The sequence below is a fragment of the Shewanella sp. DNRA4 genome, from assembly GCF_012843185.1.
Taxonomy (GTDB): Bacteria; Pseudomonadota; Gammaproteobacteria; order Enterobacterales; family Shewanellaceae; genus Shewanella; species Shewanella xiamenensis.
On sequence record NZ_JABAIP010000020.1, the window covers coordinates 1 to 20,151 of the forward strand.

Here is a 20,151-nt window from a genome sequence, read left to right on the forward strand (position 1 = left end):
ATTTAATTCTTTGATTACTCGCCAAACGGCAGAGTAATTTCGATTAACTCAACACCTGTGAGTGTCCACACAGATTTCTTGTTTAGATTGTTAAAGAGCGTTTGACCTCATTGCTTGCGTTACCGCTCACTGGGTCAGGGCTGCGTATTCTACGCATTTCCCTTGTCGCGTCAAGGCGTTTTTACAAACTTCTTGATGCTTTCGAATCAACTGCACATTTTGCATTCGATTCGCACTGAAACCGCGCTCGCTTTCGCTGTCTGCCGTGTCAGTGGATGCGCATTATAGGCAGCGAAACTTTTTGTGCAAGCGCTTTTTGTCAGAAAATTATGATTAATCATCTAGACGCCTAGATATCCAGCAACATGAATAAAAAAGGGACTAAACAGTCCCTTTTTAAACTCATTTGGTTAACGAAACAGTAACTATGGGCTGAAGAATCGCGATTCTTGCTCGACTTCGACTTCTTCACCATCAATATGGGTTTTCACTTTTATCTCGATGTTTGTCACTGAACGCGAAAGTTCGACCGGATCGACCCCGATACTAATAGGTAGAGTTAATACCTCTCCACCAGCAATCGTCACTGAGGTAGGTCCATACCACTTATAGTTGTTGAGGCCTTCAACACTCATAGTGTATTCATGAGCTTGCTCTGTCTTATTCAGGATCTTCAAGGTGAAGGTGTTTTCAATCAAACCTCGATCATTTTCTCGATAGAGTTGATTACGGTCGCGGATAATATCCATACGCACTGGCGCAATTGTCGCACTCGCATAGATAAAGATAAGTATCATCGCGGCCAGCACCACACCATAACCCACCAGCTTCGGACGCAGTACCTTCTCTTTAATACCTTCGAGTTTATTTTCGGTGGTGTAACTAATCAGCCCTAGAGGGTATCCCATCCGCTCCATGGTTTGGTCGCACGCATCAATGCAGGCACCACAGTTAATACATTCATATTGCAAGCCATTACGAATATCGATACCGGTAGGGCAAACCTGAACACAGAGGTCGCAGTCAATACAATCACCTAGACCCATTTCTTTGGGGTCAGCTTTACGTGAGCGCGGGCCGCGGGTCTCACCGCGTTTTGCATCGTAACCAACGATATAGGTGTTTTTATCAAACATCGCCGATTGGAAACGCGCGTACGGGCACATATGGATACACATGATTTCACGCATCCAACCCGCATTACCGTAGGTCGCTAAGGTAAAAAACACCACCCAGAAGTAGATTGCGCCTGATGCATTAAAGGTAAATACATCGACATAGACTTCACGGCTCGGCACAAAATAGGACACAAAGGTCATTGCTGTGATGAGCGAAAGCACTATCCATGCAGTGTGTTTTGCGGTTTTGCGCCAGATTTTGTCAAAACCCCATGGCATTTGATCTAGCTTAATGCGCTTATTACGGGCACCTTCGAGTTTTTCCTCAAACCAAATGAACATAAACGTCCAAACGGTTTGCGGGCAAGTGTAACCACACCAAACTCGGCCGAGATAGGTTGTCACAAAAAATAACGCAAAGGCGGCTATCATAAAGAGAGCGGCAAGTAAGGTCAGATCCTGCGGCCAAATCGTTAAGCCAAAGACATGGAATTTCTGCTCAGCGAGGTTAAACCATACGGCTTGACGGTCGCCCCAAGGGATCCAAGGTAATATCAGGAAGAAGAGCATTGCTATCCAGCCCATGCGGCGGCGTAAACTACTCCATAATCCATCGATTGCACGGACATAAATCCGATTACGGGGGTTAAAGCGATCAGCCTTATCTGCATCAGGCTGGTGAATCTTAATTCGATTGGTTTTCGAATAGTCCTTGTTATTAGATTCTGCGTTCATCGTGACAGCCTTTTACTGCTTTAATATTGGACGAAAACTGGCTTATTATACCCATATTATTAATGGTTATTCACTTATGTTGGACTAAAAGATGAAAGGTTGGATCATATTAGCGCTCCTTTGTGGTGCATTATATTACTTATACACCGAAACAGACAAACTAGATGCACCTATAGCAAAAACAGAGGAAATGGTTCAAAAGATAGAAAGCAAAGTGAGCTCAGCAATGGGCACTCAGATAATTAAAATTAATCAAAATCTCACGAAAGCACGAACAGAGATATTGGAGCGGTTATCAGCATCTGAGGCTGAAGAGTTTAATAAAATCCCACTCACCGAAGATGGCATTGCTGATTTTAAAGAAAACTACTGCGGCACTACAGCCACTGAGCATCCCATTTTTAGCCGAGATAACTTGCTATTTATCTGCGATAACCTCTAATTCCACTAACAGGCAAACGGAATTTTGCAATTCATCACTAAGCATGGTGCTTAGGCGATTGACCAGAAACATGATTCCGCCTAGCCTTTGAGCTTCAATTATATAGGCCTTGCATCATGACTAAACCAGTATCAGATATTTTTGATCCCACACTGTGGGATGAAGTCGACGGATTTAACTTCGACGATATTACTTACCATAGAGCCAAAGCCCACGGCACAGTGCGTATCGCCATCAATCGCCCAGATTGCCTCAATGCCTTTCGTCCAAAAACGGTTGATGAGTTATATATCGCCCTCGATCACGCTCGCCAATGGTCCGATGTAGGTTGTGTATTACTCACTGGCAATGGCCCCTCGGCCAAAGGACAATATTCGTTTTCCTCGGGTGGAGATCAACGTATTCGCGGCAAAGATGGCTATAAATATGAAGGCGCCGAAGAGGGCAAAGCCGATTTAGCCAGAATGGGGCGTTTACATATCCTCGAAGTCCAACGATTGATCCGCTTTATGCCAAAAGTAGTGATCGCGGTCGTGCCTGGTTGGGCCGTGGGTGGCGGACACAGTTTGCATGTGGTTTGCGACTTAACCTTAGCCTCCAAGGAACACGCCGTCTTCAAACAAACCGATCCCGATGTCGCGAGTTTCGACTCAGGCTATGGCAGTGCTTATCTTGCCAAGATGATTGGCCAAAAGCGCGCGAGAGAAATTTTCTTCTGCGGCTTTAACTACAGTGCCGATGAAGCCTTTGCCATGGGAATGGTGAATAAATCGGTTCCCCATGCCGAGCTAGAAACCGAAGCATTAATGTGGGCAAAAGAAATCAACTCGAAATCGCCAACGGCGATGCGGATGTTGAAGTACGGCTTTAACATGACAGACGACGGCATGGTTGGCCAGCAACTGTTTGCGGGTGAAGCCACGCGTTTAGCCTATGCCAGTGCAGAAGCTCAAGAAGGGCGCGATGCTTTCCTTGAGAAACGCGATCAAGACTTCTCAGCCTTCCCTTGGCATTACTGATCGAAGCTGATTGCCATATAACGCCCTTATTTGAGGGCTTTATATTTTTTAGCGCTTATAGATAGAAAAAACCGTTTAAACTAATCTCAAAATACGGCTTTAAACTTTAATGAGAATTGTTATCATCTAATCATTCCCAAAAGGGGCTTACATTAGAGGATAGAATCATGACCAAGACACTTACTTTTGCCGTATTACATTTCAGCGTTGCCTTCACCGTTACCTATTTATTAACTGGTAGTGTTTTAGTCGGTGGTGCCGTCGCCTTAGTTGAGCCCGCAATTAACACTGTGGTGTTTTATTTCCACGATAAAGTATGGAAACGTTTCGAGGCAAAAAAGCAGAACGCACTTAATGCAATAACGGCTTAATACACTCAGCCACCAGCAAATAACTCTAATAATGCCCCAATAAAAAACCGCCTAAGCGGCGGTTTTTTATTGCTTCCGATTTATTCCACCGTCACCGATTTAGCGAGGTTTCGCGGTTGATCCACATCGGTGCCCTTAATTAACGCAACGTGATATGACAGCAACTGTAATGGAATAGTGTAAATCAGCGGCGCCATAAAGATATCGCAGTGTGGAACCGGGATAACCTTCATGGTTTCGTCAGATTCAAACTCCGCATCCACATCGGCAAACACATACATTAAACCACCACGGGCACGCACTTCTTCAACGTTAGATTTCAACTTTTCTAACAGTTCGTTGTTTGGCGCCACCACGATGACGGGCATGTCGGCATCAATCAAGGCCAGTGGGCCATGTTTCAGCTCGCCAGAAGCATATGCCTCAGCATGGATATAGGAGATCTCTTTAAGTTTTAGCGCGCCTTCCATCGCTATCGGGTATTGATCGCCACGGCCAAGGAATAAGGCATGGTGTTTATCGGCAAAGTCTTCTGCCAATTCAGCAATCGCATCATCTAAGCCTAATGCTTGCTCCACTTTGGCAGGCATAGACTGTAGGCTTTGGGTGATCTCGGCCTGCATTTGCTCCGACATGCCATTATGGCGACCGATCACCGCAGTCAGCATTAATAAACCCGCTAATTGCACGGTAAAGGCTTTAGTTGAAGCAACGCCAATTTCGGCGCCCGCTTTCATCATGTACGCCATATCTGACTCACGCACCAAAGAAGAACCAGGCGCGTTACAGATGGTCAGTGTAGCCTTATAACCCATTTCTTTGGCTAGGCGCATCGCTGCAAGCGTATCGGCAGTTTCACCGGATTGAGAAATAGTCACCAACAGGCTGTTGGGGAATAAATGCGACTTGCGGTAGCGGAATTCGGAGGCGATTTCGACATTACAAGAAACGCCAGCCCAATCCTCTAACCAATAACGCGCAGCCATGCCGGCATGGTAGCTAGTACCACAGGCAATAATCTGTACGTGTTTAATATCTTTTAAGAATTCAGCGGCATTATCACCAAAAGCCGTGTCGAGCACTTGTTTGTTGGCGATGCGGCCTTCAATAGTACGCGTCAGAGCCAGTGGCTGCTCATAGATTTCTTTGAGCATATAGTGGCGATATTCGCCTTTGTCACCAGCATCATGGGTGATTTCTGATTCTTTAACTTCGCGCTCAACTTTATTGCCATATACATCGAAAATGCTCACGGTGCGACGAGTCACTTCGGCCACGTCACCTTCTTCTAAAAAGGCGAAAGAGCGGGTGACTGGCAGCAGTGCCAGTTGGTCGGAGGCGACAAAGTTTTCACCTAAACCAAAACCAATCACCAAAGGGCTGCCAGAGCGCGCCACGACCATGCGCTCGCTGTCGCGGCGGTCAATCACCACAGTGCCATAAGCGCCTTCGAGTTGTTTAACCGTGGCTTGCACCGCAGCCAGTAAGGTGTCGTGCGTTTTTAATTCATGATGAACTAGGTGGCAAATGACTTCAGTGTCGGTATCAGAGCTGAAGTGGTAGCCGTGTTCTTTAAGCATTTCACGCAGTTTATGATGGTTTTCGATAATGCCATTGTGCACAACGGCAATATCGCCTTCAGATAAATGTGGGTGAGCATTGCGCTCACTTGGCTCACCGTGGGTTGCCCAACGAGTATGCGCAATACCAGTGCCGCCCGCTAATGGGTCGGTTTCGAGTGCAGCAGACAATTCCTGCACTTTACCCACGCGGCGGGTGCGATTGAGTTCGCCATTGTGGATCACCGCAACACCAGCGGAGTCATATCCACGATATTCTAAACGACGTAAACCTTCGACCAGAATTTCGGCCACATCCCTTTGCGCCACGGCGCCAACGATTCCGCACATAGTTTTTACCTATAAAATGAAAAATAAAAATGAAGTTGTTTGAGTCATTTGCTCTGGCTTATCACGGGCAAATGCCTAAGGCGAGTAGGGCGCTAAGATGACTTTTACGCCTTGCTCGGTAATTTGGTTAAGGGCGCTCTCTTCGATGCGATCATCGGTGACTAGTACACTGATTTGCGACCAAGGTAGTTCTAAATTAGGGATCCGCTTGCCTATTTTGTCCGAATCCACCATCACGATGACTTCGCGGGAAACCTCAGCCATCACCTTACTTAACCCCGTCAGCTCATTAAAGGTGGTGGTGCCTCGCGCTAAATCGATACCGTCGGCACCGATAAACAGTTGGTCAAAGTTATAGGAGCGTAATACCTGTTCGGCCACTTGGCCTTGAAAGGATTCAGAATGCGGATCCCAGGTTCCACCAGTCATCAATAGGGTCGGCTCATTTTCAAGTTCGTGAATCGCATTAGCCAAATGCAGAGCATTGGTCATTACCACCAGCCCACGTTTGTGGTTGAGTTCAGCAATTAAGCCTGAAGTGGTGGTACCGCTATCGATAATGATGCGATTGTGATCTTTAATCAGCTGCGCCGCAGCTTTAGCGATGGATAACTTATTAGGCGCAATCTTGGCAGAAAACTGTTGCGTCACTTCATCGGGAATAGCCACAGCACCACCGTAGCGGCGCAGCAGCAGTCCGGTTTTTTCAAGTTCTGCTAAGTCTTTACGAATAGTCACTTCTGAGGTTTCGAAACGTAATGACAACTCATCGACACTCACTTCACCCTGTTCATTCAGGATGCTGATGATACTGTGGCGTCGTTGCTGTGTATTTCGTTTATTCATAAAACCTTTCAGTTAACTTTCGATTCGAAAGATATATTATAAAGAAACGAAACATTTTTGCTAGTATTCGAAAGATAATTTCGAATCAAGATGGGTCGCTTTTAAGTTGGATTAATTAACTTTATGAAAAATAATAAAAAAGCAGTTCACCCAAAGGTAAACTGCTTTAATTGTATGAAACTTAAAAAGGGGAGCTGAGCTTAAAACTTAGCTTCAAGTGCCACGCTGAAGTTACGATCTTGGCCGATAGTGACCATCTTATCGCTACCACCATCTAAGTATTCAGTATCAAATAGGTTTCTCACGTTTGCGCGGATGCTTACGTCTTTACCCATAATATCCATAGTGTAGGCAGCACCAACATCAAAACGGACGTAACCATCTTTGGTTATGGTATTTACATCATTAGCAAAACGCTCACCAACGTAGATAGCGCCAAAGTTCATCGCAAAGTTGTCAGTTACTTCGTAACGAGTCCAGATATTGGCAGACCACTCAGGGGCATCAATAGGAGTTTTACCATCTAAATTCTTGCCACCGATTTTGCCTGCACCCGTATTATATTCCGCATCTAAATACATCATAGATGAAGTCACAAACCAGCTATCACCTAACTGGCCTTGGGCACCAACTTCAAAACCACGGTGATGTTGCTCACCACCTTGAGTGGTTATTGTTTTATCACCATCACTTGTTACTGGAATATCTAGCACTGTTGTGACATTGGACACGGTTATATCAAACAGAGCAGCTGTCAGCAGTAGACTGTCATTAAAGAGCTCCCACTTCGTTCCCAATTCATACTGAGTGCCATACTCAGGTTTTAGATTAGCTCCTTGATTCACATCTTCGGAACTGGTTACAGATCCTTGCGGGGTAAAGCTTTTTGAATAGTTAACATAAATACTGCCATTATCCATAGGCGAATAAATCACCCCGAATTTAGGCGATACGGCATAGCTATTTTCCCCTTCGCCGTCTTTTTTCTGCTCGTCATAACGCACCCCTGCGAGCAATTTCCATTGTTCGTTGATAGTCATTAAATCTTGCAGATAGAAACCGTAGTATTTGTATTCACTTTCAGACTTAGTGGTATCTCGATGATAATCTAAATCGGGTTTTATTATCGGTTGGCCAGGAACAACAGTAATAGTGCCTTTAGTCGCAACATCATATCTATCAATATACTGACCATAATAATAATCGAGGTAATTGGCGCCAATTAACAACTGATGATCCATACCTGCCAATGCAAATTCACCCGTGAAATCAACATAGGCCGTTTTATGCTGCCAATCGTCATAACGATCAAACGGATTTATGGTGTAACCATCTTTGTATGGATCTTCAGAGCCTTTCTTTAAGCTTGGCGCAGAATCGAAACGTTGGCGATTAAATTGTTGATCGTTATAGCCGACTTTCACTTTCCAGTCGTTACTCATTTGCCAAGTCAGATCTGCACCTAAATTTGAAACAGTATTATCGGTAAAGGCCCAAGGCGCGTCCCATACGGTTTTCCGCTCGCCAATCACATTGCCTTGTTTATCTAACCAACCACCCGCATCGATGCCCGCTTTGTCTTGGGTATGGTCATACTTAACTGATAACAGAACATCATCACTGATATCAAATTCTAAATTTAAATAACCTAACCAACGATCACGCTCTTGGTTTTCATTAGTAGTTGAATATTCGCGCCAGTATTTAGTGTCTTGCTTAACCAATACGCCACGATAACGAATGCTCTGCGCTTCGTTTAAGCTGCCACCCACATCTAACTGCGCACGGGTAGAGCCGTAGCCATCAGTATCAAAACCTAAATCGAGCATTGAATCGTAGGTCGGCTTTTTGGTGACCATATTAACCAAACCACCAGGACCGGATTGACCATACAGCATACTTGAAGGACCTTTAAGAACTTCTACCTGCTGCAGCGTTTCGATAGGTTGAACGTAATGAGACCATTGCTGGTGGCCGTTGATGAGATAACCGTTGCCCGAATCGAGTTCGAAGCCACGAATACTGAATACTTGGCGGTTCCAACGAGTAGTACCCGCCGTTACGCTCGAATCGTTAACTAAGACTTCCGCAAGGTTTGTTGCTAATTGTTCATCGGTGACAAAGTCGGGGATAACATTCACAGATTGTGGTGTATCCATTAAATCGATATCACCACGCATAGCACCGGATGCACTGCCGACTTTATAGTCGTTAAACGTACGGCCAGTCACATTAATGCGCTCAATGTTTTCATCATTTGGCGCTTCGGCCATAACCGGCATCGCCATTAATGCAGACCCTACGGCCAAACCAACCACTGAATATTTAAATACCATTGCCAACACCTCAAGTAGACCTTTCGTCTTAGAATTGCAGGCAATATAAATAAGAATTGTTTTTATTTAATCATCTTTACACGAATTTACAATTCAGCGTGACCTGGATCAACTTTCAATAAAAACAATAAATTAGCCATAACACCACAGTCTTAATTCAACATTAATTTAGCCAGTTTTTGTTTGGTTAGGATTTTTAGCTTTGACAAAAAACATAAAGCGGCAATAAGCCGCTTTATATTGACTGAGTACTGCGCCGTTATTTCTTAATCTTTACCGGACGTTGCCAGCCAGTCAGATGTTTTTGCTTAACACGGGTGATCACCAGCTCATCCTCACCCACATCACGGGTAATTGTTGACCCAGCACCCAGCGTCGCGCCTTTACCAATGGTCACTGGCGCTACCAGCTGAGTATCACTCCCCACAAACACATTGTCTTCGATCACGGTTAAGTGTTTATTGGCACCATCGTAATTACAGGTAATAGTGCCTGCACCAATATTCACGCCCGCACCGATTTGTGCATCGCCTAAATAGGCTAAGTGACCCGCCTTAGAACCCACACCTAAAACGGCTTTTTTCATCTCGACGAAGTTGCCGATATGGGCATCTTGCATTAGCTCAGCACCAGGGCGTAAACGGGCAAAAGGCCCGGCACTGGCGGCAACGCCCAGCTTAGCGCCTTCGATAATAGAGTAAGGTTTAATCTCGGCATTATCGGCAATTTCACAGTCAATCAGGATTGCGCCAGCACCAATGCTAACGTTATTGCCAATCACGACTTTGCCTTCGAAAATCACGTTCACATCGACCATCACATCCATACCGACCGTCACCTCACCACGGATATCGATACGGCTTGGGTCACGTAGGTTTGCGCCAGCAATCATCAGCTTCTCAGCTTCGCGGGCCTGATAGGCGCGCTCTAATTGTGCAAGTTGCACGCGGTTATTAGCACCTTCCACTTCGATAGCAGACTGTGGCTGAGCGGTATTAATCTCAACCCCCTCAGTGTGGGCCATGGCGATAATATCCGTTAGATAGTATTCACCCTGAGCATTGTTATTCGATAGGCGGCCAAGCCAGGTTTTTAACGCCTTGCCAGGAACAGCCATAATGCCCGTATTTATTTCATTGATGGCGAGTTGCTCGGCATTGGCATCCTTTTGTTCGACGATGCCGACAACCTTGCCGTGCTCACGCACGATACGGCCATAGCCAGTTGGATTACTGAGATTAACGGTTAAAATCGCCACACCATTATCGGGACGCGCAGCAAGCAAAGCTTCAAGCGTAGAGGCTTGGATTAACGGCACATCACCGTAAAGGATCAGCACAGTGTCATTATCATCGATATTCGGAATCGCCTGAGCGACCGCATGGCCTGTGCCTAACTGTTCGGCTTGCAACATCCAATTGAGTTGCTGCTCACCCAAGGCCGATTTTAATTTGTCGGCACCATAGCCGTACACCAATTGAATGGCATCGCTGCCGATACTGTGGGCGGTATCGATAACATGCTGCACCATGCTCTTGTGGGCGATAGGATGTAATACCTTGGGAAGATCCGAGCGCATGCGAGTTCCTTTTCCTGCCGCTAAGATCACTACATTTAATGCCATTGCCATATCCTTGATTAACATCCCAAAGGGATTAACTGAGCTCGATTTAATGGCGTAATTTTAACGGAAAGGCGCAGCAAAGCGAAAGGCAGATCTCAAAACGCAGCGAAAAAACCAACAAAAAAGGCGGGTATCTTTCGATAACCGCCTTTTATTACAAACAATAACCTTTATCTGGCAATGTTTTTCTTGATGGTTTCAACAACACGTAATTGAGCCATTGCTTTCGCTAACTCAACCATAGCGGCATCATAATTAAAGTCCGCACCCGCAGTTGCCATATGGGCTTCTGCACGACGCTTGGCTTCTAATGCTGCCTGCTCATCAATATCTTTGGCACGCATAACCACATCAGCTAACACAGAAACAGAAGAAGGTTGTACTTCCAGTAAACCACCAGAAAGGTAAAATACTTCTTCGCTGCCGTCTTGTTTGACGATGCGCGCCATGCCAGGTTTGATATAGCTTAACAGTGGAGCGTGGCCATGCATGATGCCCAACTCACCTTCAGAACCGGTCACTTGTAGGCTCGCTACGCGACCAGAGAAGATACTGCTCTCTGCACTTACTATATCAAGCTGTACTGTCATGGCTGCCATCCCGTTCTCCTTAAAAAACTAAGTATGACTACTTAGTTATTTCTTTTTGTTAGCTTTCTCGACTGCTTCGTCGATAGAACCAACCATGTAGAACGCTTGTTCTGGAATGTGATCGAACTCACCACTCAGAATTCCCTTGAAGCCACGGATAGTGTCTTTCAGAGAAACGTACTTACCAGGAGAACCAGTAAAGACTTCTGCTACGTGGAAAGGCTGAGACAAGAAACGCTCAATCTTACGTGCACGGGAAACGGTCATCTTGTCATCATCTGACAATTCGTCCATACCGAGAATCGCAATAATGTCTTTCAGCTCTTTGTAGCGTTGCAGAACAGTTTGTACACCGTTAGCTACGTCATAGTGCTCTTGACCAACCACTAATGGATCTAATTGACGAGAAGTCGAATCCAATGGGTCAACCGCTGGGTAAATACCCAGAGAAGCGATTTGACGTGACAATACAACAGTCGCATCTAAGTGAGCGAAGGTTGTTGCTGGTGACGGGTCAGTCAAGTCGTCCGCAGGTACGTATACCGCTTGTACAGAGGTAATAGAACCCGTCTTAGTTGAAGTAATACGCTCTTGCAGAACGCCCATTTCTTCAGCCAGAGTGGGTTGGTAACCTACCGCAGAAGGCATACGACCTAACAGTGCTGATACTTCAGTACCGGCTAGGGTGTAACGGTAGATGTTGTCAACGAACAACAGTACGTCACGACCTTCGTCACGGAACTTTTCAGCCATAGTCAGACCGGTCAGTGCTACACGCAGACGGTTTCCTGGTGGCTCGTTCATTTGGCCATAAACCATGGCTACTTTGTCGAGAACGCCAGAATCCTTCATCTCGTAGTAGAAGTCGTTACCCTCACGAGTACGCTCACCTACACCAGCGAATACAGAAAGACCTGAGTGAGCTTTAGCGATGTTGTTAATCAGTTCCATCATGTTAACTGTCTTACCAACACCCGCACCACCGAACAGACCTACTTTACCACCCTTAGCGAATGGACATACAAGGTCGATAACCTTGATACCCGTCTCTAACAGTTCAGTCGTGTTTGATTGCTCTTCGTATGAAGGAGCGCTGCGGTGAATCACATAACGTTCTTCTTCGCCAATTGCACCAGCTTCATCAATAGGGTCGCCTAAAACGTTCATGATACGGCCAAGAGTGGCGGTACCAACAGGAACAGAAATAGGTGAACCTGAGTTTACTACCTCAAGACCACGACGCAGACCATCAGAAGTACCCATAGCGATGGTACGAACTACACCACCACCTAGTTGTTGCTGAACTTCCAGCACCAAACCATTACAGGAGCCTTCACCTGTGATCTTCAGAGCGTCATATACCTGAGGTACGGCATCTTGTGGAAACTCTACGTCCACAACCGCGCCAATCACTTGGACAACAGTACCTGTGCTCATGATTAATCCTCTAAAACTTGTATTCGTTACCTAACCTAAACCGCAGAGGCACCAGAAACAATTTCCGACAGTTCCTGCGTAATCGCAGCCTGACGAGCCTTGTTATAGACCAATTGCAAATCGTCAATCAGTGTACCCGCGTTGTCCGTTGCCGCCTTCATCGCCACCATACGGGCAGCTTGTTCGGAAGCAATGTTTTCAACAACACCTTGGTAAACCTGAGATTCTACATAACGAACCAATAAGGTATCCAAAAGGGCTTTTGGATCAGGTTCGTAGATGTAGTCCCAACGATGAGCAACCTCATCATCTTCCGATTTAGGCAAAGGTAGCAGCTGCTCGATCACAGGAGTCTGCGTCATAGTGTTTACAAACTTGTTGAACACTACATACAGACGATCCAGTTTGCCTTCGTTGTAAGCATCTAGCATCACACGTACTGTCCCGATCAGGTCAGCGAGCTTTGGCGCATCGCCTAAACCTGAAGCATGGGCAGAAACCTGTCCACCGAAGCTTTTGAAAAACTGCACACTACGAGCACCAATAGGGCAGAATTCAAATTCTGCACCTTGCTCTTTCCAGCTTTTCACGTCTGCAACAACCTTTTTAAAGAGGTTGACGTTCAGACCACCACAAAGGCCACGGTCGGTTGCTACAACAATGTAACCAACCCGCTTAGCCTCTCTCACCTCTAAGTAGGGGTGTTTATACTCGAGAGAACCTTGCGCTACGTGACCGATCACCTTACGCATGTTTTCCGCGTATGGACGGCTCGCAGCCATGCGTTCCTGCGCTCTGCGCATTTTGCTGGCTGCCACCATTTCCATGGCGGACGTGATCTTCTGAGTGTTTTTTACACTCGCGATCTTGGTTTTAATCTCTTTAGCGCCGGCCATCTCTACTCTCCAATCTGGACCTGAGGTGTCTTAAGACACCTCTATCATTGTTACCAGGTTTGGGTTGCTACGAACTTGTCGAGGCCAGCTTTTAATTCAGCTTCGATATCGGCGTTATAATCGCCAGTCTCGTTGATAAGCTTGATTAAAGCAGCATGCTCGCTGTTCATGTACGAGAGCAGAGCGGCTTCGAAATCACCAACTTTTTTCAGCTCAATGCCCTTCAGGTAACCTTTTTCAGCTGCGAAAATAGACACAGCTTGAGCAGCTACACTCATAGGAGCATATTGTTTTTGCTTCATCAGTTCGGTAACACGCACACCATGCTCTAGCTGAGCACGAGTTGCATCGTCTAAGTCAGATGCAAACTGTGAGAACGCAGCAAGTTCACGATACTGTGCAAGAGCAGTACGAATACCACCAGACAGTTTCTTGATGATCTTAGTCTGAGCCGCACCACCAACACGAGAAACAGAAATACCTGGGTTAACCGCTGGACGTAAGCCAGAGTTAAACAGATCGGTCTCAAGGAAGATCTGACCGTCAGTAATCGAAATTACGTTGGTCGGTACGAATGCAGATACGTCACCCGCCTGAGTTTCAATAATAGGCAGCGCGGTTAACGAACCGGTTTTACCTGTTACTGCACCTTTAGTGAACTTTTCTACATAATCTTCGTTTACGCGTGAAGCACGCTCTAGTAAACGAGAGTGTAGATAAAATACGTCACCAGGATAAGCTTCACGGCCTGGTGGACGCTTCAATAGTAACGAGATCTGACGGTAAGCAACTGCTTGCTTAGACAGGTCATCGTATACGATCAGAGCATCTTCACCGCGGTCGCGGAAGTATTCACCCATAGCACAACCAGAGTACGGTGCTAAGTATTGCAGCGCAGCAGCTTCAGAAGCTGTAGCAACCACAACGATAGTGTTAGCTAATGCACCGTGTTCTTCTAGCTTACGCACTACGTTAGCGATAGTAGAAGCCTTTTGGCCTACAGCTACGTATACGCACTTAATGCCAGAATCGCGCTGGTTGATGATTGCGTCGATCGCCATGGCTGTTTTACCAGTTTGACGGTCGCCAATGATCAATTCACGTTGGCCACGACCGATTGGGATCATAGCGTCAACGGCTTTATAACCAGTTTGAACTGGTTGATCTACTGACTTACGCTCGATAACACCAGGAGCAATCACTTCAATAGGAGAGAAACCATCGTTGTTGATAGCTCCTTTTCCGTCAATAGGCTCACCCAGAGTGTTAACTACGCGGCCTAACAGGCCACGACCGACTGGAACTTCCAGAATACGGCCAGTAGTTTTAACTTTTACGCCCTCTGCTAAATCAGCATAAGGGCCCATTACTACGGCACCGACAGAATCACGTTCAAGGTTCAACGCGATTGCAAAACGGCTACCAGGCAGTTCGATCATTTCACCTTGCATCACATCGGCTAGGCCGTGGATGCGGATAATGCCGTCACTAACCGCAACGATAGTACCTTCGTTACGAGATTCGCTAACGACTTCGAACTGCTCGATCCGCTGCTTAATCAGATCGCTGATTTCAGTGGAATTCAGTTGCATGCTCAAACTCCCAATTACGACTGCAGCTTTTCAGACAGACGCGATAACTTACCGCGGACAGAGCCATCAATGACTAAGTCACCTGCCTTAATGATTACACCGGCGATAAGCGCGGCGTCAGTGCTGCAATTCAGCTTAACTTTGCGTGCGAGACGTTTCCCTAAAGAAATACTGATCTGCTGCTGTTGTTCAGAGCTGAGCTCAGCTGCAGAAACCACATCGGCTTCCACTTCTTTTGCCCACTCATTACGGTATTGAGCAAAAAGCTCAGATACAGCAGGTAGTACCTTTAAGCGACCGTTTTCAGCCATTACCTTTATCAAGTTTTGACCTTGCTCATTGATTTGCTCACCACACACACTGATAAAGAGTGCGGCGAGTTTGGTGCTGGCTAAAGAGCCAGTCAGCAGTGGCTGCATGGTTTCGTTTTCACTAACCAATGCGGCAAACGTGAGCATTTCGGCCCAGGTATCCACTGCGTTGTGTTCAACAGCAACGTCAAAAGCTGCCTTTGCGTAAGGGCGAGCGATGGTGGTTAATTCAGCCATAACTCAAACTCCCCTTATCAAATTTCAGCGACTAGTTTATTAACTATGTCACTGTGGGCGGCTGGATCAATAGAACGCTCAAGGATCTTCTCAGCACCCATGATGGCAAGAGTAGCAACCTGCTTACGCAGATCCTCTTTCACGCGATTACGTTCAGCTTCAATTTCTGCTTTACCCTGAGCGATGATTTTGGCACGCTCAGCGTCTGCTTCGGCTTTAGCTTCTTCCACTATTTGAGCTTTACGCTTGTTAGCTTGCTCAATAATTTCGTTAGCCGTCACCTTGGCTTCTTTTAGTTGGTCAGTAGCTTTCGCTTGAGCCAACTCTAGGTCTTTTACCGCACGATCAGCATCAGCTAGACCGTCAGCAATCCTTTTTTGGCGCGCTTCGATGGCATTCATCAAAGGGGGCCATACAAACTTCATGCAGAACCACACGAAGATGATAAAGGCGACCGTCTGACCGATTAGGGTAGCGTTGAAATTCACAACAGCCTCCTATTTAGAGTTAAGACAGAAGCGTTTTCTTACAGCATTGCACCCAGTGGGTTGGTGAACAGCATGAATAATGCGATACCAACACCGATCATTGTTACGGCGTCTAACAGACCCGCTACGATGAACATTTTAACTTGCAGCATAGGAGCCATTTCTGGTTGACGCGCAGCGCCTTCCAGGAACTTGCCACCTAATAAGCCGAAACCGATTGCAGTACCAAGAGCACCCATACCAATCAGCAGAGCAACAGCGATAGCTGTCATGCCTAAAATCGTTTCCATCTGTATCTCCAGTATCTAAAATCTAAATCTAATTAGTTGATGATTTAGTTTAAAATTTCTTCAGCAATCCTTAATGATCTTCATGGGCCATGCTTAAGTAAACAATGGTCAACATCATGAAGATAAACGCCTGCAGCGTGATAACCAAAATGTGGAAAATTAACCAACCTAGTTGCAGAGTCACACCTAGGGAAGATAATAACAAGTTGGTACCATACATCAGCGCAATAAGGATGAAGATCAACTCACCTGCATACAAGTTACCAAATAGACGCAATGCCAATGAAATTGGTTTAGCGATTAAGGTAACAGTCTCTAATAGGAGGTTGACGGGTATCATTGCCTTATGGTTAAAGGGCTGTAGCGTCAGTTCTTTAACAAAACCAGACACGCCTTTGACCTTAATGCTGTAGTAAATAATCAGCACAAACACACCGATAGCTAAGCTGAAGGTGATGTTTACATCAGTCGTCGGAACCACTTTTAAGTATGGAATTCCCGCTAAACTTGCTAGCCAAGGCAGCCAGTCTACAGGGAGCATATCCATGAAGTTCATCATGAATACCCATACAAAAATGGTCAGAGCTAAAGGCGCGATCACGGCATTGCGGCCATGAAAACTTTCTTTCACGCTGTTATCAACGAACTCCACGATCATCTCGATAAAGCATTGCAGCTTACCGGGAACACCTGAAGTCGCTTTTTTACCAACACTACGGAAAATCCACAGGAACAGAACACCAAGACCAACCGAAAAGAACAACGAATCAATGTGCCATGTCCAGAAGCCTTCACCAACGTGTAGGTTGGTAAGGTGATGCTGGATATAGCCCTGCGGTGTTAACGCTTCACCAGTTGCAGCCATGATTCATCCCACTTAACTTTGCTTGAAGTATAAAGGAGCTGTCCAATGCACGATCAACGTCAGCACGTAACAAACAAAAAGAGGCATAAATGCGACCTTAAGATTGATAAACACTAGCGAAAACATTGCGATGGTTAACAGCAACTTTACCGCTTCCCCCCAGTAAAAAGTTTTAATCACTTTTGCAGCTGAACTTGCTCCCGTATGGGAGAAAGCGAGGGTCGCGAATACAAAATTAGGGAGCACAGCAATTGAACCACCTGCTAATGCAGAATAGCCAAACTGAACTCCCCACACGACGAAAAAGAGAATTGAAGCACCCCCAGCCACCGCCGCCTGCATCATCACCAATTTATAGGCTGACCACCGGCCACGACGCGCTAAAACCTTACTCAACTCATCCTCTCCGCATTTATACTTTTTGTTTCGATGACCGGATGACAAATATCCGTATTTATGTCGATGCACAAAAAGCTTGCGAAAGTATACCTTTTCACGCCTTCATTGCAACTTTGAGATAAGGAAAAACAGCACTTTTAACGTGATATAGCGGCAAAACAGTCAAAATCCAAAATTAACATATGTCACAAATTTACATTAAAAACTGTTAATCAACAGACATTAACGAATTTTGCTAAGAATTCCGTCTAATTCAGCCAGATTCTGATAGTTAATTACAATTTTACCCTTCCCCTTACTGCTATGAGCGATCGAAACCTTGGCACCTAATCTTTCAATTAACTGCTGCTCTAAACGACAAACATCTTGATCTTTAGTCGTAGTTTCGACGGGTTTGGGTGGATTTAAGGTTTGATTAATCAATCGTTCAGTTTCGCGAACGGTTAATTCCTTGGCAGCCACTAATCTCGCCAGATTTGTTTGTTCTTCACCCTCAATTGCGAGCAAAGCGCGCGCATGGCCCATATCAATATCGCCATACTCGAGTAAACGCTTAACAGGCTCATTTAAACCGTTTAAACGTAACAAGTTAGATACACTCGCCCGAGATTTTCCCACAACATCGGCGACCTGTTGGTGAGTCAGTTCAAATTCTTGCATTAAACGTTGTAATGCAATGGCTTCTTCCATGGCATTTAAGTCTTCACGCTGAATGTTTTCGATCAAGGCGATAGCAATAGCGGCATCATCGGGAACCGCTTTAACGATACAAGGGATTTTTTCAACACCCGCCAATTGGGAAGCGCGCCAACGGCGCTCACCGGCAATAATCTCATACTGGTTATTGCTAACTCGGCGCACTACAATCGGCTGGATAATGCCTTGATTACGGATGGAATGGGCAAGTTCTTCCAATGCCTCGGGAGACATGTCCTTACGAGGTTGGTATTTTCCCGGCTGTAATAGGTCGAGATCAAGATGGATAAGTTCTTCTTTTTTATCGACAACGACCACTTCTTCCGTGTGTTTTTTACTCGCGGCGTGGCTATTACTCAGTAAGGCATCTAAGCCTTTACCTAACCCTCTTTTCTTTAACGTCATGGTTTTCCTTTACGCTCGCTTAGCCTGAGTTTTCTGTTCGGAACGGCGGATCATCTCACCAGCCAGCGCTAAATATGCTTTAGCTCCCGCGCTCGATTTATCATAATACATAGCGGGTGCACCAAAGCTCGGCGCTTCGGCCAAACGCACGTTACGCGGGATCACAGTGCGATACACCTTATCGCCAAAGTGTTGTTTTAGCTGATCGGACACATCATTTGAAAGACGATTACGCGGATCATACATAGTGCGTAAAATCCCTTCGATACCAAGACCAGGATTCACTACGGCAGCCAATTTAGTGATGGTATCGATCAAGGCGGTTAAGCCTTCCAGTGCAAAGTACTCACACTGCATTGGCACCAGCACAGAATCCGCCGCCGACATCGCATTAACTGTCAACATGTTGAGCGAAGGAGGGCAATCGATAAAGATATAATCGTATTGATCTTTTATCGGCGCGAGTGCATTACGTAAGCGCACTTCACGGGCAAAAAACTCCATGAGTTTGATTTCTGCCGCAGTCACATCGCCATTACTGGCAATTAGATCGTATTTTCCCGTGGTGTCTTTGACCACTATTTCATCGAAGGGCTTTTCTTCTACCAGCAGTTCGTAAGCCGTGTTTTCGACTTCGTATTTATCGACACCGCTGCCCATAGTGGCATTGCCCTGTGGATCAAGATCGATCAGTAGCACTTTACGCTTAGTCGCGGCTAATGAGGCGGCTAAATTGACACAAGTTGTTGTTTTCCCTACGCCACCTTTCTGGTTGGCCACGGCAATTACTTTACCCACAATGTCACCCTGTATGTAAATTCTGGTTTATTGCCTACTTAAAAATCCATTCAAAATGAGGAGCTTTAAGCCTGTTATTCTTTGATTATTTTGAGTAAATGTCTTTGCTCATCGAGTTTTGGCACCTTGAGTTCGATGGTTTCAGTTATCGCAAAGCCAGCGGGGATTTGTTGCATCTCTTCATCACTCAGTTGTCCCTTGAGCGCATAAAATTGCCCATGCTCAGCAGGCAAGTGATGGCACCATGTCAACATATCATGGATTGACGCAAAGGCACGGCTTAGCACACCATCGAACTTTTGCTCGGGTTGATAGGCCTCAACTCGGCTTTCTATTGAACTGATATTATGAATGCCTAATTCGAAGGCTACTTGTTTTTGAAAACGAATGCGTTTACCTAAGCTATCAAGTAGCACAAAAGTTTTACTAGGATTCATAATCGCCAATGGGATGCCAGGCAGTCCAGGACCAGTTCCAACATCAATAAAGCGTTCACCTTGCAGATGTTTTGATACCACTAAGCTGTCCATGATATGACGGACAAGCATGATCTCGGGATCTCTTATTGAGGTTAAGTTATAGGCTTTATTCCATTTGTTGAGCATGCCAACAAAATCAAGCAGTTGCTTTTTCTGCTCAGCGGTAGCGGGCAGATTAATTTCGGCTAAATAGGCCTCTAACTGGGCAAATAACACTGAACAACCTCAACAAAAATGCAATGATAAACTCGTCGGCTATTATGAAGC

Annotated in this window: 20 protein-coding genes; 3 read left to right on the top strand and 17 right to left on the bottom strand. The window is 45.7% G+C overall.

Annotation, left to right across the window (positions count from 1 at the left end):
* Nucleotides 1–425: 425 nt before the first annotated feature.
* Nucleotides 426–1,853 (bottom strand): cytochrome c oxidase accessory protein CcoG, encoded by a 1,428-nt coding sequence (ccoG, locus tag HG547_RS18720; protein WP_099457188.1) that lies wholly within the window; start codon nt 1,851–1,853, stop codon nt 426–428.
* A 91-nt stretch (nt 1,854–1,944) separates the two neighbouring features.
* On the opposite strand from ccoG, the gene HG547_RS18725 reads away from it, so the two are divergent.
* From HG547_RS18725 to HG547_RS18735, 3 genes are all read left to right on the top strand, one after another.
* Entirely contained in the window at nt 1,945–2,295 is a 351-nt protein-coding gene (locus tag HG547_RS18725; RefSeq protein ID WP_037424115.1) for a hypothetical protein, read from the top strand.
* Nucleotides 2,296–2,411: 116 nt separating this feature from the next.
* A complete protein-coding gene (locus HG547_RS18730; RefSeq protein ID WP_169548703.1) occupies nt 2,412–3,314 on the top strand; it encodes a 1,4-dihydroxy-2-naphthoyl-CoA synthase in 903 nt (300 codons plus the stop codon).
* A gap of 167 nt (nt 3,315–3,481) precedes the next feature.
* A complete protein-coding gene (locus tag HG547_RS18735; RefSeq protein ID WP_169548704.1) occupies nt 3,482–3,685 on the top strand; it encodes a DUF2061 domain-containing protein in 204 nt (67 codons plus the stop codon).
* A gap of 80 nt (nt 3,686–3,765) precedes the next feature.
* Here HG547_RS18735 and glmS read toward each other — a convergent pair whose 3' ends face one another.
* The 16 genes from glmS to rsmG all read right to left on the bottom strand — a co-directional run bounded on the left by glmS (nt 3,766) and on the right by rsmG (nt 20,100).
* Nucleotides 3,766–5,595 carry a glutamine--fructose-6-phosphate transaminase (isomerizing) gene (gene glmS, locus HG547_RS18740; RefSeq protein ID WP_169548705.1) on the bottom strand — a complete coding sequence of 610 codons (1,830 nt, stop codon included), beginning with the start codon at nt 5,593–5,595 and terminating at the stop codon, nt 3,766–3,768.
* Between the two features lie 75 nt (nt 5,596–5,670).
* Nucleotides 5,671–6,441 (bottom strand): DeoR family transcriptional regulator, encoded by a 771-nt coding sequence (locus HG547_RS18745; protein ID WP_169548706.1) that lies wholly within the window; start codon nt 6,439–6,441, stop codon nt 5,671–5,673.
* Between the two features lie 200 nt (nt 6,442–6,641).
* Nucleotides 6,642–8,777 carry a TonB-dependent receptor gene (locus HG547_RS18750; RefSeq protein ID WP_169548707.1) on the bottom strand — a complete coding sequence of 712 codons (2,136 nt, stop codon included), beginning with the start codon at nt 8,775–8,777 and terminating at the stop codon, nt 6,642–6,644.
* A gap of 259 nt (nt 8,778–9,036) precedes the next feature.
* The gene (glmU, locus tag HG547_RS18755) at nt 9,037–10,401 is read right to left on the bottom strand and encodes a bifunctional UDP-N-acetylglucosamine diphosphorylase/glucosamine-1-phosphate N-acetyltransferase GlmU (RefSeq protein WP_169548708.1); all 1,365 of its coding nucleotides are present in this window, start codon (nt 10,399–10,401) and stop codon (nt 9,037–9,039) included.
* Nucleotides 10,402–10,571: 170 nt separating this feature from the next.
* A complete protein-coding gene (locus HG547_RS18760) occupies nt 10,572–11,000 on the bottom strand; it encodes a F0F1 ATP synthase subunit epsilon (protein ID WP_011624645.1) in 429 nt (142 codons plus the stop codon).
* Between the two features lie 36 nt (nt 11,001–11,036).
* Nucleotides 11,037–12,428 carry a F0F1 ATP synthase subunit beta gene (gene atpD, locus HG547_RS18765; protein WP_037413426.1) on the bottom strand — a complete coding sequence of 464 codons (1,392 nt, stop codon included), beginning with the start codon at nt 12,426–12,428 and terminating at the stop codon, nt 11,037–11,039.
* A gap of 35 nt (nt 12,429–12,463) precedes the next feature.
* A complete protein-coding gene (gene atpG / locus HG547_RS18770) occupies nt 12,464–13,324 on the bottom strand; it encodes a F0F1 ATP synthase subunit gamma (protein WP_037413431.1) in 861 nt (286 codons plus the stop codon).
* Nucleotides 13,325–13,374: 50 nt separating this feature from the next.
* Nucleotides 13,375–14,916: a F0F1 ATP synthase subunit alpha gene (atpA, locus tag HG547_RS18775; RefSeq protein ID WP_037413433.1), complete on the bottom strand. Its 1,542-nt coding sequence runs from the start codon at nt 14,914–14,916 to the stop codon at nt 13,375–13,377.
* A 14-nt stretch (nt 14,917–14,930) separates the two neighbouring features.
* The gene (gene atpH, locus HG547_RS18780; protein WP_037413434.1) at nt 14,931–15,464 is read right to left on the bottom strand and encodes a F0F1 ATP synthase subunit delta; all 534 of its coding nucleotides are present in this window, start codon (nt 15,462–15,464) and stop codon (nt 14,931–14,933) included.
* 17 nt (nt 15,465–15,481) lie between these two features.
* Nucleotides 15,482–15,952 (bottom strand): F0F1 ATP synthase subunit B, encoded by a 471-nt coding sequence (gene atpF, locus HG547_RS18785; protein WP_011624650.1) that lies wholly within the window; start codon nt 15,950–15,952, stop codon nt 15,482–15,484.
* Nucleotides 15,953–15,990: 38 nt separating this feature from the next.
* Nucleotides 15,991–16,242, bottom strand: coding sequence for a F0F1 ATP synthase subunit C (atpE, locus tag HG547_RS18790; RefSeq protein WP_006083840.1), 252 nt, complete (start codon nt 16,240–16,242; stop codon nt 15,991–15,993).
* 70 nt (nt 16,243–16,312) lie between these two features.
* Nucleotides 16,313–17,107, bottom strand: a complete 795-nt coding sequence (atpB, locus tag HG547_RS18795; RefSeq protein ID WP_037413438.1) for a F0F1 ATP synthase subunit A — start codon at nt 17,105–17,107, stop codon at nt 16,313–16,315.
* Nucleotides 17,108–17,119: 12 nt separating this feature from the next.
* Nucleotides 17,120–17,503 (bottom strand): ATP synthase subunit I, encoded by a 384-nt coding sequence (locus HG547_RS18800; RefSeq protein WP_011074336.1) that lies wholly within the window; start codon nt 17,501–17,503, stop codon nt 17,120–17,122.
* A 225-nt stretch (nt 17,504–17,728) separates the two neighbouring features.
* Nucleotides 17,729–18,607 (bottom strand): ParB/RepB/Spo0J family partition protein, encoded by an 879-nt coding sequence (locus HG547_RS18805; RefSeq protein ID WP_169548709.1) that lies wholly within the window; start codon nt 18,605–18,607, stop codon nt 17,729–17,731.
* Between the two features lie 9 nt (nt 18,608–18,616).
* Nucleotides 18,617–19,405 (bottom strand): ParA family protein, encoded by a 789-nt coding sequence (locus tag HG547_RS18810; RefSeq protein WP_011718840.1) that lies wholly within the window; start codon nt 19,403–19,405, stop codon nt 18,617–18,619.
* A 74-nt stretch (nt 19,406–19,479) separates the two neighbouring features.
* Entirely contained in the window at nt 19,480–20,100 is a 621-nt protein-coding gene (rsmG, locus tag HG547_RS18815) for a 16S rRNA (guanine(527)-N(7))-methyltransferase RsmG (protein ID WP_169548710.1), read from the bottom strand.
* Nucleotides 20,101–20,151: the final 51 nt, after the last annotated feature.